We start from the raw sequence: 15,673 nt of genomic DNA, 5'->3' as shown, positions 1-15,673 counted from the left end.
AAGCCATATCAGATGCTGAGCATACCGATCAGGCGATCAAGTTGTTCGAGCGAGGTGTAACGGATTGTCATCTGGCCATGCTCCTGCCCAGGACGATGATCGATGGTCACCGCCATGGTAAGATTGGCCGAAAGGTCGTCTTCCAGCGCCTTTGTATCGGCGTCCTTTGAGCCTGCGTGACTAGATGATGTGCCAGATTTCTTCTGGCTTTTTCCTTCTGTTTCGCCGGATTTGGCAAGCTTCTCGGTCTCACGAACCGAAAGGGATTTCTGGATGACCTGACGTGCCAAGGCAGCCGGGTCTTCTGCGGTGATCAGGGCCCGAGCGTGACCTGAAGATAGGCGGCCGTCACGCAGATAGGTGAGTACCTCGTCCGGCAGGTTGAGCAAGCGGACGGCATTGGCGATATGACTACGGCTTTTGCCCAGAACGTCGGCTAGTTTCTCTTGAGTGTGACCGAATTTTGTCATCAGCTGGCTGTAGCCCGTCGCCTCTTCAACCGGGTTGAGGTCGGCACGCTGGATATTTTCGATAATCGCGACTTCAAGCACCTCAGTATCGTTGAAATCGCGAAGAATGACAGGAATCTCGTGAAGTTTTGCCATCTGGGCGGCACGCCAGCGGCGTTCGCCGGCAACAATCTCGAATTCGCCCTCCCTATTGGGATTACGACGCACGATAAGGGGCTGAATAATACCTTTTTCCCCGATTGATCGTGAAAGATCTGCCAACGAGTCCGCGTCGAAGTGGCGCCGGGGCTGGTTCGGATTTGGATGAACCTTTTCCACCGGGACCATCATGTCAGGTTGTGCTGCGGAGCTCTCCTCCCGGCTGGGACTCGCTTCGTTAACATCGGCCATAAGCGCAGATAGCCCCCGCCCGAGACCACGATTCTGAACTTTCTTGCTGCTCATCGCCGACTTCCTCTTTCTATCAGGCCGCAGCCCGGGTGTGTTTCCGCATCACTTCACGCGCAAGATCGCGATATGCCTGCGCGCCTTTTGAGTTTGGATCATAGCTCAATACCGAGAGCGCGTAGGATGGCGCTTCGCTCACCCGGACGTTCCTCGGGATGCGGGTTTGGAACACGAGGTCGCCCAGATTATCTCGCGCATCCTTTTCAACCTGTGCCGACAGGTTATTCCGTGCATCCACCATGGTGAGCACAATGCCCTCGATGCGAAGTTTGGGATTAGCGGTCTGGCGCACTTCACGTATTGTGAGCATCAGCTGCGAGAGTCCCTCCAAGGCAAAAAACTCGCTTTGCAAAGGAATGAGGACAGAATGCGCGGCGACCATCGCGTTCACGGTCAGAAGGCTGAGGGACGGAGGGCAGTCAATAAGAATTATATCAAGCGCCAGCGCACTCATTGCGTGCTGGCGCAGAGCATCGTGTAAGAGAAAGCTGCGCTTTTCGTTGGACATCAGCTCGATATCCGCCGACGAAAGATCAACTGTTGCAGGAATTATGCTCAGATTATCATGGGGCGTGGCTTGCACGATCTGATCAAGCGGTACGTCATCAAGCAGAAGGTCATAAGTCGTGAAATCACGGGCCTCCGGTTCGACGCCAAGGCCTGTGGAGGCATTGCCCTGGGGATCAAGATCGACAATGAGTACGCGCAACCCGGCTTCGGCGAGCGCTGCCCCAAGATTGATCGTGGTCGTCGTCTTGCCAACGCCACCTTTCTGATTTGCGACAGCGATGATTCTCGGGTTGGTCTGACTCTGCGGATCAAGCACGAAGCACTCCTGTGACACTCATGATAACGGGGCCGATTTCTGTCTTACTATTATCAATTTGGTAATCGAATTGCCACTTGGATTGCGCCTCGGGAAGTTCTTTGCGCCAGTTTTGTCCTTTCGGAAAGATCGCACTCCCGTCGGGATTCATGTGAAGTTCAGCAAAGGATAAAAGCGTAGTGAGGTCTGCTAGAGCACGCGCGGACAATACGTCAGCGTTCTGACGCGGTGCGACCTCGATTCTTTCGGTGATCACGGTGGCGTTTATAGCCGTTTCGCGGATGACCGAGCGAAGGAAGGCGGATTTGCGGGCATCACTTTCTATAAGCGTCGTCCGAAATCCATTGGCACGCTCAGCCCCAAGAATGGCCGCGACGAGGCCAGGGAAGCCGCCCCCCGATCCAAGATCGACCCAATGGGTGACATACGAAGGAGCCAGGCTGTAAACTTGAGCGGAATCAACAAAATGGCGGGACCACAAGCTGTCGATAGTAGACCGCGCCACGAGATTGATGCGCGGATTCCATTTCTTCAGTAGCGCGGCGTAGGTGTTGAGACGCTCACTTGTTTCACGTGAAACACTGTCTAGGGCGTTCATGCGGATCGTGACCGCCGATCTTGCCGCAGCCGCGCGAGAATAAGCGTTAATCCTGCAGGAGTCATCCCGTCGATGCGTGCCGCTTGTGCTAGGTCCTGAGGTCTTGTCGCCGCTAGCTTTGTTTTAAGCTCGTTGGACAAGCCTTGGATAATGCCGAAATCAAAATCGGGCGGGATCGCCTGCGACTCGTCACGGCGCAACATCTCAACATCCCGCGCTTGTCTCGCAATGTAGTTGGCATAGGTTGCGTCGTTCTTTAACTGCGTCCTAATCTCCTCATCGATCCCTGCCAATCCTGGATCAAGCGAAATCAAATCGTCAAACTTTGTATTGGGAAACGCCAATACCTGAATTCCATTGCGACGGGTTCCGTCCTGATTGACAACAAGTCCAGCAGATTGGAGGTCTTTTGGTGTATAGCTTTGACTTTCAAGGCGCGACCTTCCCTTCGTCAGGCGATCAATCTTCGCTTGAAACAAGCGCTCACGGTTCTTGCTGACGCAGCCCAGAGCTATAGCGAGCGGGGTCAGGCGTTGATCCGCATTGTCGGCCCTCAACGAGAGGCGAAACTCTGCACGTGAGGTAAACATCCGATACGGCTCAGACACTCCGCGCGTGGTCAGATCATCTATCATGACGCCTATATAGCTATCCGTACGGCTGAACCGGACAGGATCCTCATCCCGTGCGAACCGGGCCGCGTTGAGCCCAGCAACCAGCCCTTGCGCTGCGGCTTCTTCGTATCCGGTTGTACCATTGATCTGTCCCGCAAGATAAAGACCTGAAACATCCTTCAGTGAAAGGTTCTGCGTCAAAGCTCGGGGGTCTACATAGTCATACTCGATTGCGTATCCTGGCTGCAGTATTTTCGCGGCCTCAAGCCCTGCTATTGAACGAACATAATCGGCCTGCACACATTCAGGCAAAGACGTCGAAATTCCGTTCGGATAGACCACATCATCATAAAGACTCTCCGGCTCCAAAAAGATCTGGTGAGAGCTTTTGTCGGCGAACCGAACGATCTTGTCCTCGATGGACGGGCAATAGCGTGGTCCGACACCATCTATGTGACCCCCATACATTGCGGATCGACCAAGGTTTTCGCGAATGATGTCATGCGTACGGTCATTTGTATGGGTAATTCCACAAGAAATCTGGCGCACAGTCGGCGCTTTTGAGAGAAAAGAAAACATCACCGGATCATCATCCGGTGGCTGTAAGTCCAGCCCGTCCCAGTTGATCGTTTTGCCATCAAGCCGCGGGGGCGTCCCGGTTTTAAGTCGCCCGAGCGGTAAGCCAAAGCTATCAATCCTGGCGGCAAGCCGAACGCTGGGTGGCGCACCCATGCGCCCGCCCGGCCGCGACACATCACCGATATGAATGACCCCACGAAGAAACGTACCGGTGGTCAAGATTACCGCCTTTGCTGGAATCTTACTTCCATCTGCGAGCAAAACTCCAGTTACGCTTCCCGATGCCATCAGGAAATCTGCAACCTCTCCTTCTATCAGTGTGAGGTTTGGCTGCCCGTCCATTTCATGCCCCATCGCCTCTCGATAAAGCCTGCGGTCGGCCTGCGCACGGGGCCCTTGAACGGCAGGCCCTTTACGACGATTGAGAAGGCGGAACTGGATTCCGGCCTGATCGGCAACCCGGCCCATGACGCCATCCAGGGCGTCTATCTCACGAACGAGATGGCCCTTTCCCAAACCACCAATCGCCGGATTACAGGACATTACGCCGATATCGCGGCTGGACAGCGTTACAAGGCCCGTAGACACGCCCACGCGTGACGCCGCGTGGGCCGCCTCCGCACCCGCATGACCACCGCCGATTACAATGACGTCAAAATGTTTCACGTGAAACACTCCTCATTTACCAAGGCAGAAGCTTGCGAATATCTCATCTAGAACCGCCTCAATGTCGACCCGTCCTACCAGAGAATCAAGGGCGCGAATAGCGGTGTGCAACTCTTCTGCCACAAGATCGACGTTTGGCTCTGCCTCTGAAACCATCAGCCTCACGTTCTGCAGTGAAGAAGCGCCGCGCCGCATGGCATCCTCATGCCGCGCACGGGTCGCGATACCAGCGCCTGCCGCGCGCTCTTCAAGAGAGGCCCCGATTTGTTGGACAAGCGCATCAACTCCCTTTCCAGTCAGGCCTGAAATGGATTGTCCAACTTCATCAAGCAGATCACCCTTACCTCTTAATACGATGTCCTCGTCCCGAAAAAGATCACCCGGAGCTACGCCATCCGACGTCAAAAACACCCGAATATCTGCCGCGCTCGCCCTATCCCGTGCCCGGGCAATGCCGATGCTTTCAACGGCATCCTCCGTTGCACGCAGACCTGCCGTATCCAGTAGAGTAACCGGCAGTCCATACAAATCCATTCGCACCTCGATGACATCACGCGTCGTTCCTGCATACTCCGATGTGATCGCCGCATCACGACCGGCCAAGGCATTGAGCAACGTAGATTTCCCGATATTGGGCGGACCAACAATCGCGACCTCGAATCCATCTCGGATACGCTCTGCGACGCCTACGCCCGCGATCTGCGTAGACAGGTCGTGACTGACTTGATCGACCAAGGCCAACACATCGGCTGATACATCCTCGGGCACGTCCTCGTCAGCAAAATCAATCGTGGCCTCCAAAAGGGCGACCGCACGTATCAAGGCCTGACGCCACCTTCCCGCCTTCCGCCCGAGATCCCCGGACAAAACGCGCATCGCTTGCCGCCTTTGCGACTCGGTTTCAGAGTCGATCAAATCGGCGAGCGCCTCGACCTGCGTCAAGTCCAACCGTTCATTCGTAAGTGCTCGCCGCGTGAACTCACCTTGCTCCGCTGGCCGCAGACGATCCAAACGGCTCAGACATTCAAGCACCACAGATACGACCGCCATACTTCCATGGACTTGCAGTTCAAGAACCGGCTCCCCGGTAAAGCTCGCTGACCCTGGAAAATGAATAACAATCGCCTCATCAAGGCGCTCACCCTTTTGATTCTGCAAGACACGCAACGTGGCTTTTCTGGGCAGCGGTACGCCGCCGCAAATCACTTTTGCCACATGCTCCACATCCGGTCCAGACACTCGGATCACGGCCACTCCGGCCTTTCCCCTGGCCGTCGAAACAGCATAGATCGTATCCATCACACGACCCCGTAGATCGGCTTAGGTGTTCATAGAATCGAAGAATTCCGCATTCGTCTTGGTCTGCTTCAGTTTGGAAAGCAAGAACTCTACCGCATCCGTCGTACCCATAGGATTGAGAATACGCCGCAGAACGAAGGTCTTCTGAAGGTCGATCTTGTCGATCAGTAAGTCCTCTTTCCGAGTGCCGGATTTGAGAATGTCGATCGCTGGGAACACACGCTTATCCGCAACTTTACGATCCAACACGATCTCGGAGTTCCCGGTCCCTTTGAATTCCTCGAAGATCACCTCGTCCATCCGGCTACCAGTATCGATGAGCGCCGTTGCGATGATCGTAAGTGATCCACCTTCCTCGATATTCCGCGCCGCACCAAAGAACCTCTTGGGTCTTTGTAAGGCGTTAGCATCGACACCACCCGTCAGAACTTTGCCAGAACTGGGAACGACCGTGTTGAAGGCTCGACCGAGACGCGTGATCGAATCGAGCAGGATGACGACGTCCCGCTTATGTTCAACCAACCGCTTTGCCTTTTCGATTACCATTTCGGACACGGCAACGTGCCGCGTTGCCGGTTCATCAAAGGTCGAGCTGACAACCTCGCCTTTCACAGACCGCTGCATATCCGTGACTTCTTCAGGACGCTCATCGATCAACAAAACGATCAGATAGCATTCGGGATGGTTTTTCTCGATGCTATTGGCGATGTTCTGCAACAAAACTGTCTTACCCGTCCGCGGTGGCGCAACAATCAGCGAGCGTTGCCCTTTACCTATTGGAGCCACCAGATCTATCAAACGAGCGGATCGATCCTTGATCGTTGGATCCTCGACTTCCATAGTCAAACGCTCGTCGGGGTAAAGCGGGGTAAGGTTATCGAAAGCGATCTTGTGCTTGGCGCGTTCGGGCTCTTGGAAGTTGATCTGGGTAACCGACGTAAGTGCAAAATACCGCTCATTATCATCCGGTTGACGCATCTCCCCTTCTATGGTGTCGCCGGTGCGCAGGGAGTATTGGCGTATCATGTCCGGTGATACATAAATATCATCCGGACCAGGAAGATAATTCGCCTCCGGCGAACGCAGGAAACCAAACCCATCCTGCAGCACCTCTAGAACACCATCGCCGAACACGACCCAGCCTTCATCGGCACGTTCCTTAAGGATCGAGAACATCATCTCGCCCTTTCGCATTGTCGAGGCGTTCTCGATTTCGAGTTCCTCGGCAATCGAAAGTAATTCCTTGGCACTCAGCGCTTTAAGATCGGACAGATTCAGACGGTCGTCAGACATGATACATCCTATAGTCATACCGGCAACGGGCATGTCTTTGGTGATATGGGAAGGTCACGGCGCCCGGACGGGCGCTTGGGTTTTCTCTTAAGCGTGTTGGCGTCGGAGGTCAATCTTTCCGATATGCCACATGAAAGCATAGACGCTCGCCTTACCTTATTAATAAATATAAGAGAAAAAAGATATGTAGTTTGTTGTAGGCACAGCGATACCTGTGGATCAAATACTTACGCATTGAGTTATCCCCTTGTTGGTAACGCTGTGTATGGTTTTGTGACGCAGGAAATAAATCCTGACTGAACTGGAATTAAAACAACAATATCAATATCTTGATCATTTAGATACACGGTGCCGACATATGTCAGGCCTGTTGACAACTTACCCGCTTACGGGGTTTCAACATGATCAGAGTCATCCTTGTCAGAGCGGGATATCAAGGCCACACTATCGTCGAAACTATCCGTACGATCGTGATAGTCGGCCGGTTATGGAAACTCGTCCGGTATCTCCGAACGAAACCCTTAACATTTACTTAAGGTTATCCACATGACATTCACCCTCACGCTAGCTTCCGGGTCTGAAATCCGACGTCATCTTCTGGAAAACGCGGGGCTCAAGATTGATGTTGTGCGACCCAGAGTGGACGAATCGGCCCTGCGTCAAAGCCTGTTGGCAGAGCAAACACCGACCCGCGACATTGCCGATGCCCTCGCCGAACTCAAAGCCCTTCGCGTCAGCTCAAAAAAGCCGAACGCGCTTGTCCTAGGGTGTGATCAGGTCCTCAATCTAGACGGTCAACTGTTATCGAAACCCCGCAGCCTCGAAGAAGCCCGCAGTCAGCTCCTTCATATGAGCGGGAAACGCCATGATCTTTTGTCTGCCGCCGTGCTGTGCGAGGCGGGCAAGCCTGTCTGGCGACATGTCGGCGTTGCGCGCATGACCATGCGCACATTTTCCGAAGACTGGCTTGAGGGGTATCTTGAAAGAAATTGGCCCGAAATCGGCGAGAGTGTCGGTGCCTATCAGCTAGAGGCTGAAGGTGTGCGCTTGTTTTCTCGTATAGAAGGGGATTATTTCACCGTATTGGGGCTTCCCCTGCTCGATCTTTTGTCTTTTCTGACCCTGCGAGGAGATTTGCCGACATGAGCCATGCCAAAATTCCCTTGGCCGGGGTCATCGGGTGCCCGATTGCCCATTCAAAATCTCCGCAATTGCACCGCCATTGGCTCAAGTCACTGGGCATATCTGGTTATTACGTGCCTATGCATGTCGAGGCCATTGATCTTGAGGAAATCCTTCACAGTTTGCCGAAGGCAGGGTTCGTGGGTGTAAATATCACAGTTCCCCATAAGGAGCGCGCTCTTGAAATTGCTGACCTGGTCACCGATCGCGCAACACTGATTGGCGCTGCGAACACGCTTATTTTTCGAAAAGATGGTAAAATCCACGCGGATAATACAGATGGTTATGGATTCATCCAGAACCTTCGCCAGAACGCGCCCGATTGGCATCCCGAGGCGGGACCGGCGGCAATCCTTGGTGCCGGAGGTGCGGCGCGAGCGGTTGTTGCATCTCTCCTCGATGTTGGGGTACCGGAAATCCTGATTTCCAACCGGACTCGGGTGCGCGCCGAGGCTTTACAGCAGGAATTCGGGCGTCGTTTGACGGTGATTGACTGGGTTCAGGCCGGGAACATGATGGATGACGCCTCGACGGTCGTGAACACCACGTCGCTCGGCATGATCGGGAGCCCTCCACTGCGTGTGCCGCTCGATGGTTTGCGCAAGGGGACGGTCGTCACTGATCTGGTTTATGCGCCCCTCAAAACACACCTCTTGATAGAGGCTGAAAAGATGGGCTGTATCACCGTCGACGGGCTCGGTATGCTGTTGCATCAGGCTGTTCCTGCCTTCGAGCGCTGGTTCGGGACGCGCCCGACGGTAGATAGTGCGACCCGCGCTGCAGCCCTGCGATGACGTTTCGCCTTGGTCTTACAGGGTCCATCGGGATGGGCAAATCCACGACGGCCGCCATGTTCGCTGATGAGGGGTGTCCTGTTTGGGATGCCGATGCCGCTGTGCACCGGCTTTATTCCCAAGGTGGGCCTGCAGTTGCCCTGATGGAGCGCGCCTTTCCCGATGTGGTGCGCGAAGGCGTTGTCTGTCGCGAGGCGCTCAAACAGATCATTCGCCGTGATCCAGGAGCCTTGCACAAGATCGAGGCCATCGTGCATCCCCTCGTAGCGCAGGATCGACAAGTGTTTATCGACGCGCAAACGGCACCGATCACCGTGCTTGATATCCCGCTCTTGTTCGAGACCGGTGCAGAGCGGTATCTTGATTCGACCGTGGTCGTCTCAACGACGCCTGAAGAGCAACAGGCACGCGTCATGGCGCGTGGCACCATGGATGCCGGACAACTCAAGGCGATCATCCAAAAACAGCTTCCGGATGCTGAAAAACGCACACGCGCAGATTATGTGATCGAAACCGACAGTCTTGATCACGCCCGCTCCCAGGTGCGAGACGTGCTCGGCCATATCAAAAGGACCCGACTCCATGCGTGAAATCGTTCTCGATACGGAAACGACAGGATTTGATCCCGAAAGTGGCGACCGGATTGTCGAGATCGGGGCGATCGAACTTTACAATCACATGCCGACCGGGCGAACCTATCACCAGTATATCAATCCCGAACGCGGCATGCCTGATGAAGCCTTTGGCGTGCACGGTATTGGCCCTGATCTTCTTGACGCCCCGCGACCGCCGCGCCCCGGTGAGGTGACACTGAAGGACAAGCCGATGTTCCGTGACGTGGCTCAGGCCTTTATCGAGTTTATAGGCGATGCCAAGCTGATCATCCACAATGCTGCGTTCGATATGAAATTCCTTAACGCGGAGCTGGACTGGCTCAGCCTGCCGCAACTGCCATGGGCGCAGGCCATCGACACGTTGACCATGGCGCGGCAGAAATTCCCTGGATCGCCCGCATCGCTCGACGCGCTTTGCCGGCGTTTTGCGATCGATAACACCGCGCGCACTCTACACGGCGCGTTGCTCGATTCAGAAATTCTGGCAGAGGTCTATCTGGAATTGATCGGCGGCCGGCAGCCCGATCTTGTTTTGTCACAGAGGCAAGAGACGCATCATGTCGGGGGAGGTTCAGAGCCAAGCTGGCGTCCCGGACCACGTCCAGAACCCCTGCGCTCGCGTCTCAGTGAAGAGGAAAGCGCCGCCCATTCCGCATTTGTCGAGCAGATGGGCGACGCTGCACTTTGGTCACGTTAGATCAGGCGTCGGCGGTCTGGGTTCCTGCTTCTGTTTGACGACGCGCGATCTCGTTGCGATAAAGCTGAACAAAGTCGATGTTTTCAAGGTTAAGCGGCGGGAAGCCTCCGTCGCGGGTTACGTCGCTGACGATACGGCGGATGAAGGGAAAGATCATCCGGGGACATTCGATCAGCAGGAAGGGATGAAGTTGCTCTTCCGGCACGTTCTCGACGTGAAACACGCCGACATAATCCATTTCTAGTACAAAAAGCGTCTCTTCGCTTTCCTTGTTCCGCGAGGTGATGTTGAGCTTGGTCGCCACCTCGTACTGATGCTCTGTCGAGCGCTTCTTGGCGTCGAGATTCACGGCGACTTCAACGTCAGGCTGAACCTCGCCGCCTGTGCCGCGTTGCGCAAGCACGTTTTCAAAGGACAGGTCACGCACAAATTGCGTCATGATGTGCATGCGCACCTGCGGGGTTTCCTGGGCGGCTGCCCCGTTTTCCTGGTCTGCCATGGGACTCTCCTGATGGATGACTCAAATGAATATCGCGTGTTCCATAGCAGGCGGTTGGCGGTGCCTCAATGCCTAGTCCAGCCAGAGGGCTTGCCCGAACTGGTTTTTGAGGCATCAAGATCCTCATAATCTGCGTCGATGATGTCGGGCTGTGGATCGGGCCGCGGCTGCGATCCCGCCTCGAACCGGGCGACATGAACCCGTTTGCGCAGTTCGATGAAGATCCGCCTGCGCACCGGCGGTGTCAGTAGCGCAAAGCCCACGGCATCGGTAAAGAACCCCGGTGTCAGCAAGAGCGCCCCGGCAAACAGGATCATCGCGCCATGGGCCAGCGGCTCTGACGGGTCTTCGACTTCCGAGAAGCTGCGCCGCAGATCGGTCAATGCCGCGGCGCCCTGCATACGCAGCAGCCAGGTCCCCAGCAGTGCGGTCAGGATTACGATAGCCAATGTTGGCCAAAGTCCGATCATGCCGCCCACCTGAATGAACAATGCAATCTCGATCAACGGGACAACGATGAATGCAAGCAACAGCCACATGCGCGACCCTCCTTCGTTTTCTGGTCCTCACGGTGGACTTGGTCCATCGCGTCCCCTACATAAGAACGAGTGACAGAGCTTACCATGCCCCGCACAACATGAGGTGCCCATGAATTCGCCCATTCTGCAGTTACTGGTGCTCGCCGGTATTGCCATTTTCCTGATCTTGCGGCTGAAGAGTGTTCTGGGCACAAGGGATGGCTATGAAGGCCCGCCACGCACCCAGCCCCGGACCGGGCAGGCCCCCCGCCGGGAGTTTGAGGTGATCGAGGGCGGCCCTGATCATGACATCATCGATCATGTGCCTGAAGATTCCGATGCCGCCGCAGCCTTGGCGGAGATGAAGCGCATTGAGCCCGATTTCAGCGTAACAGGCTTCTTGCAGGGCGCGCGAGGTGCTTATGAGATGATACTCATGGCCTTTGAGCGGGGAAAGCTTGACGAGGTGATGCCGTTCATGGATCGCGATGTCTACGAGGCATTTGCGCAGGTCGTCGATGATCGTGAAAAACAGGGCCTGACCATCGAGGCGGAATTTCTCGGTGTCCGTGATCTTTCCCTTGTCGATGCGAGGTTCAATTCCGACACCAAGAGTGCCGAGATTGATGTTCGCTGTGTGGGCGAGTTGATCTCGGTCGTGCGTGACGCCAATGGCGAGATCATCGAGGGCGCGCCGGGACAAAGCAAGCGTCAGAAAGATATCTGGACCTACGAGCGCGTCATGGGCTCGGACGATCCAAACTGGCGGCTTGTTGCCACTGGCGAATGACGGGCGCGCTGCAGGCGGTCATATTGGCGCTGGTCCTCTCGGGGCTGGTCCCGCCCGCAAGTGCGCAGGAGATCCGCCACGACATCCTGGATTTCTCGGATTTACAGGGGTGGGAGGCTGATGATCACGCCGCCGCCCTTGAGGTGTTTCTCAACACCTGTGCTGATCTCGATGATCCCGACTGGACAGCGCTTTGTGCCTTGGCTGGGCAGCGCCCCGATGCGCGTGCGTTCTTCGAGTTGTTCTTTCGACCGGTCGTGATCAACGACGGCAAGCCTGCCCTATTTACCGGCTATTTCGAGCCGGAACTCAACGGTGCCCTGCGCCCCAATCCGCGATATCGCTATCCTGTCTATCGTCAACCGCCCGAAGCCAAGCGCAGCAATCCTTGGCTGACGCGGCGGCAGATACTTGGGACAGACGTGATGCGCGATCGGGGACTTGAAATCGCCTGGGTCGACGATCCGGTAGAGCTGTTCTTCCTTCAAATCCAAGGATCGGGCCGGATCAGGCTGCCCGATGGCCGTGTGATCCGCGTGGGTTATGGCGGGGCGAACGGACACGAATATCGCTCTATCGGGGTCGAGCTGGTGCGACGCGGAGTCTACGATGTACACCAAGTCAGCGCCGAGGTGATCAAGAACTGGGTGCGGCGCAACCCGGTCGAAGGGCACGAGCTTTTGATGCACAATCCGTCCTACGTGTTCTTTCGTCGGATTGATCAGGTGCCTGCCGAACGAGGGCCCTTGGGCGCTATGAACCGCTCCGTTACCACCGGACGGACAGTGGCGGTCGATCCTGCGTTTGTGCCGCTCGGCGCACCGGTCTGGATCGAGAAGGCAGGCGCAAACCCAATGCACCGCCTGATGATTGCGCAGGATACCGGATCTGCGATCAAGGGGGCCCAACGCGCTGATATTTTCTTTGGCACCGGCGATGCAGCGGGGCGCGCCGCTGGAAAGCTGCGCGACCCGGGGCGCATGATTGTGCTGATGCCTATTCAGCGCGCTTACGCCATGCTCACGGAACAAGAGCCATGAGCCGTCGGCGCTTACGCCCGGATGAGCTAGCGCTCTGGGAAGAAGTGGCACGCAAGGCGACACCGCTCGCACCCGAACGCAAGCCGCAACCGGGCACTCTGACCGACACCGCGCCGCGCAAACCCAAGCCTGTCACACCGCGCCCTGCCCCGATCGAGCCATTCAGCGTCGGTCAATCCGCCAATGGGCAGCCGCGCGGCCATGACGTGTTGCCCGGCATTGCCGAGCGCGTTGGCAACGCGCCGGTGAAGATGGACAAGAAGGCCCATGCCCGCCTGAAACGTGGCAAGCTGATGCCCGAGGCCAAGCTCGATCTGCACGGCATGACCCTTGATCAGGCGCATCCCGCTCTGAACAATTTCATCCAGCGGTCGCATGCCGCTGGCCTCAGGCTTGTGCTGGTGGTGACCGGCAAGGGTAAGCATCGTGATCCGGGCGGACCGATCCCGGTCCGTCACGGGGTGCTGCGGCATAATGTGCCGCAATGGCTCAAGATGATGCCACTCGCCCCGCTGGTCCTCCAGATCAGCGAAGCGCATCTGAAACATGGCGGCGGCGGGGCCTATTACGTCTACCTAAGACGTCAGCGATAGCTGTGGGCGCGCGCGGGTCACACCGATGGCCATCATCACGCTGGTAAAGACGAAATAACTCGCGATCAGCAGGAACTGCGCCTCGATCGCGAGGCCGAGATCGATGCCGAGCCCGGTCAGCCCTGGCCCGATAGCCGAGCCGAAGACCATGATCGCCGCCGCCATCGCCTTGATGCTGCCCATATGGGCGGTGCCGTAGAATTCTGCCCAGAACGCGTTGGGCAGGGTGCTGTTCGCCCCGGTTGTGAGTGCGAGAAACACGAAGCCGAGGATCAGCATCACTGGCCCCTCGGAAAACGCAAAGAGGGTGAAGGCCACGACCATCGGCAGTTGCATGAACGGCAAGAGTCGCGCCGTGCCCAATCGGTCAAGCGCCCAGCCCGACAGCACCATCGCCCCGATCCCCACCACCGTATAAAGCGGGAACATCGCCACCAGTTCGACGTGGGAAATCGCTTTGATTTCAGCGATATGCACCTGATGAAAGAAGAACGCGGTGTTGAAGGCCGAGGGCCCCAGAAGCGCCGGGATCATGAACCAGAACAGGAAATGCCGAAGGGTCTGGGAACGCGTCCAGTGCCGCCCGTCCATGCCGAGCGACTGGCTGGTCTGGGCCCAGCTTTGCGGTGTGCGTTCGCGGCGCAGGAGGAGGAGGAGGAGCGGAATGCCGATCAGGGCCATCACCGCAGCGGCCACCCACAGCACCCGCCAGTCATGGAAAATCAGCAGTGAAACGAAGATCAGGGGCAGCAAAGACTCCCCCACCGAGTTGCCTAAGGTCGCGATAGATAAGGCTTTTCCCCGGCTGGCGATGAACCAGCGGGCCATGGCGACTACGGCCAGGTGGCTCATCATGCCTTGGCCTGTGAAGCGGAGGGCGAAGATGACCAGCGGTAATAGCCACCAGACCGGGTTGAGGGCCATCGACAGGCAGGCGGCGGTCATCAGGAGGAGCACGATGGGGGCGAGCACGCGGACGCGGAAATGGTCGGTGAGGCCCCCGGCCCAGACCATGACAAGCGCCGAGGCGGTGGTGCCGAGGGTGTAAATTCCGCCCCATTCTCCGTGACTTAGCCCGAATCCTTCGCGGATTTCCCCGGCGAAGACCGAGATGAAATAGGTCTGCCCGAAACTGCTGAGGAAGGTCAGCAGCACCCCGGCGGTGAGCCAGGGCGCGTTGTCGCGGAGGAAGGCGAGAATCGGCATGCCTCCTTCCTCGCGTGAAACGGGGGGAGAGAAAAGCGCTTTCCGCCCGGGCTGTATCACGTCGGTATTCTGTCGGTATTGCGTCGGTGTCGAAAAACGAGGCCTAAATTGCCCTCAGGCGGGCACCGGCGCGGCGATTTCGTCGAGCCAGAGCACGCCGTCGCGATAGCCGCCCCGGATGAGCCGCCCCGGTTTGGCGATCTCGGGATACTCCCCGGCCCAATCGCGGTAGCGGTCATTGGTGACGATGGGGGCATCCACGTCGCGCGCGACGGTCAGCAGATAGCTGTCGGCAATCGTGCCCTTGGGCACGACCATCACCCAATCCTCGGCCAGCCCCAGATACCCGGCCATGGCGTCATCGTGCTTGTACTTGCCTTTCAACAGATAGCCCGCATTGGCGTCAAAAACGACGCCGGGGGCAAAGCCCAGGCCGCGCAGATGCCCGATGACCTCGCGCAGCGTCGCGATCTGCGGGGTGTTGTCCTTCCAGTGCATGACGTTGGAGCCGTCGATCAGGATGCGGTTCGGCTCTGCCTCGGGCTCGGGCGGGTGGTCTGCCCCCACTGAGTGGTCCGTTTTAAATGTTAGTGCATGGTCGGCCTTTGGTCTATCGGAACGATGCTTTCGGGCGCTGGTGGGCGGTATCCCAGAGCGCTGTGCGGTCTGACTGTGTTGTAGTGGCGGCGCCACTTCTCGATCAGAATCTGGGCCTCGCGTAGCGAGTAGAAGACCTCACCGTTCAGAAGCTCATCCCGGAACCTGGCATTGAAGCTTTCGCAGTAGCCGTTCTCCCACGGAGATCCTGGCGCAATAAAGGCCGTCTTGGCGCCCACCGCGCCGATCCAAGCGCGTACCTTTTTGGCGATAAATTCCGCGCCATTGTCGGATCTTATGTATTCCGGCGGACCGCGCAGGATGAACAGGTCGGTCAAGGCGTCGACCACA

18 protein-coding genes are annotated in these 15,673 nt (G+C 57.0%); 7 read left to right on the top strand and 11 right to left on the bottom strand.

Annotation, left to right across the window (positions count from 1 at the left end; genetic code table 11):
• Positions 1 to 8 precede the first annotated feature (8 nt).
• From BMX04_RS15520 to rho, 6 genes are read right to left on the bottom strand one after another with little or no spacing between them, the layout of a single operon-like run.
• Entirely contained in the window at positions 9 to 914 is a 906-nt protein-coding gene (locus BMX04_RS15520; RefSeq protein ID WP_050664387.1) for a ParB/RepB/Spo0J family partition protein, read from the bottom strand.
• Positions 915 to 933: 19 nt separating this feature from the next.
• Entirely contained in the window at positions 934 to 1,743 is an 810-nt protein-coding gene (locus BMX04_RS15515; protein WP_050664386.1) for a ParA family protein, read from the bottom strand.
• A complete protein-coding gene (gene rsmG, locus BMX04_RS15510) occupies positions 1,736 to 2,341 on the bottom strand; it encodes a 16S rRNA (guanine(527)-N(7))-methyltransferase RsmG (protein WP_074787813.1) in 606 nt (201 codons plus the stop codon). Before rsmG ends, BMX04_RS15515 begins: the two co-directional genes overlap by 8 nt.
• A complete protein-coding gene (gene mnmG, locus BMX04_RS15505) occupies positions 2,338 to 4,209 on the bottom strand; it encodes a tRNA uridine-5-carboxymethylaminomethyl(34) synthesis enzyme MnmG (RefSeq protein ID WP_074787812.1) in 1,872 nt (623 codons plus the stop codon). The genes rsmG and mnmG overlap by 4 nt, the downstream gene beginning before the upstream one ends.
• A gap of 3 nt (positions 4,210 to 4,212) precedes the next feature.
• A complete protein-coding gene (gene mnmE, locus BMX04_RS15500) occupies positions 4,213 to 5,499 on the bottom strand; it encodes a tRNA uridine-5-carboxymethylaminomethyl(34) synthesis GTPase MnmE (RefSeq protein WP_074787811.1) in 1,287 nt (428 codons plus the stop codon).
• 21 nt (positions 5,500 to 5,520) lie between these two features.
• Entirely contained in the window at positions 5,521 to 6,792 is a 1,272-nt protein-coding gene (rho, locus tag BMX04_RS15495; RefSeq protein ID WP_175477386.1) for a transcription termination factor Rho, read from the bottom strand.
• Positions 6,793 to 7,338: 546 nt separating this feature from the next.
• On the opposite strand from rho, the gene BMX04_RS15490 reads away from it, so the two are divergent.
• The 4 genes from BMX04_RS15490 to dnaQ are packed head-to-tail and all read left to right on the top strand — an operon-like array spanning position 7,339 to position 10,079.
• Positions 7,339 to 7,938 carry a Maf family nucleotide pyrophosphatase gene (locus tag BMX04_RS15490; protein WP_074787810.1) on the top strand — a complete coding sequence of 200 codons (600 nt, stop codon included), beginning with the start codon at positions 7,339 to 7,341 and terminating at the stop codon, positions 7,936 to 7,938.
• Entirely contained in the window at positions 7,935 to 8,768 is an 834-nt protein-coding gene (locus tag BMX04_RS15485) for a shikimate dehydrogenase (protein ID WP_074787809.1), read from the top strand. The genes BMX04_RS15490 and BMX04_RS15485 overlap by 4 nt, the downstream gene beginning before the upstream one ends.
• Positions 8,765 to 9,358, top strand: a complete 594-nt coding sequence (coaE, locus tag BMX04_RS15480; RefSeq protein WP_074787808.1) for a dephospho-CoA kinase — start codon at positions 8,765 to 8,767, stop codon at positions 9,356 to 9,358. The genes BMX04_RS15485 and coaE overlap by 4 nt, the downstream gene beginning before the upstream one ends.
• Positions 9,351 to 10,079: a DNA polymerase III subunit epsilon gene (dnaQ, locus tag BMX04_RS15475; protein WP_074787807.1), complete on the top strand. Its 729-nt coding sequence runs from the start codon at positions 9,351 to 9,353 to the stop codon at positions 10,077 to 10,079. The genes coaE and dnaQ overlap by 8 nt, the downstream gene beginning before the upstream one ends.
• 1 nt (position 10,080) lies before the next feature.
• Here the strand turns inward: dnaQ and secB are convergent, their stop codons facing one another.
• Both secB and BMX04_RS15465 read right to left on the bottom strand, forming a co-directional pair.
• Positions 10,081 to 10,578, bottom strand: a complete 498-nt coding sequence (secB, locus tag BMX04_RS15470) for a protein-export chaperone SecB (RefSeq protein ID WP_074787806.1) — start codon at positions 10,576 to 10,578, stop codon at positions 10,081 to 10,083.
• A gap of 65 nt (positions 10,579 to 10,643) precedes the next feature.
• Positions 10,644 to 11,117, bottom strand: coding sequence for an FxsA family protein (locus BMX04_RS15465; RefSeq protein WP_074787805.1), 474 nt, complete (start codon positions 11,115 to 11,117; stop codon positions 10,644 to 10,646).
• 109 nt (positions 11,118 to 11,226) lie between these two features.
• On the opposite strand from BMX04_RS15465, the gene BMX04_RS15460 reads away from it, so the two are divergent.
• From BMX04_RS15460 to BMX04_RS15450, 3 genes are read left to right on the top strand one after another with little or no spacing between them, the layout of a single operon-like run.
• Positions 11,227 to 11,886: a Tim44/TimA family putative adaptor protein gene (locus BMX04_RS15460; RefSeq protein WP_074787804.1), complete on the top strand. Its 660-nt coding sequence runs from the start codon at positions 11,227 to 11,229 to the stop codon at positions 11,884 to 11,886.
• Entirely contained in the window at positions 11,883 to 12,926 is a 1,044-nt protein-coding gene (gene mltA / locus BMX04_RS15455; RefSeq protein ID WP_074787803.1) for a murein transglycosylase A, read from the top strand. Before BMX04_RS15460 ends, mltA begins: the two co-directional genes overlap by 4 nt.
• Positions 12,923 to 13,519, top strand: coding sequence for a Smr/MutS family protein (locus BMX04_RS15450; RefSeq protein ID WP_074787802.1), 597 nt, complete (start codon positions 12,923 to 12,925; stop codon positions 13,517 to 13,519). The genes mltA and BMX04_RS15450 overlap by 4 nt, the downstream gene beginning before the upstream one ends.
• Here BMX04_RS15450 and BMX04_RS15445 read toward each other — a convergent pair.
• The 3 genes from BMX04_RS15445 to BMX04_RS15435 form a co-directional block, all read right to left on the bottom strand.
• Positions 13,502 to 14,725, bottom strand: a complete 1,224-nt coding sequence (locus tag BMX04_RS15445) for an MFS transporter (RefSeq protein ID WP_074787801.1) — start codon at positions 14,723 to 14,725, stop codon at positions 13,502 to 13,504. The two genes, BMX04_RS15450 and BMX04_RS15445, sit on opposite strands and share 18 nt — an antisense overlap.
• A 114-nt stretch (positions 14,726 to 14,839) precedes the next feature.
• Positions 14,840 to 15,292, bottom strand: coding sequence for an NYN domain-containing protein (locus tag BMX04_RS15440; RefSeq protein WP_244888569.1), 453 nt, complete (start codon positions 15,290 to 15,292; stop codon positions 14,840 to 14,842).
• Between the two features lie 20 nt (positions 15,293 to 15,312).
• A partial coding sequence (locus tag BMX04_RS15435; protein WP_139194580.1) for an integrase core domain-containing protein occupies positions 15,313 to 15,673 on the bottom strand: 361 nt, incomplete at its 5' end.

It is taken from the genome of Roseovarius tolerans (assembly GCF_900109855.1).
GTDB classification, from domain to species: domain Bacteria; phylum Pseudomonadota; class Alphaproteobacteria; order Rhodobacterales; family Rhodobacteraceae; genus Roseovarius; species Roseovarius tolerans.
This window is presented reverse-complemented; position numbering and strand designations above follow the sequence as displayed.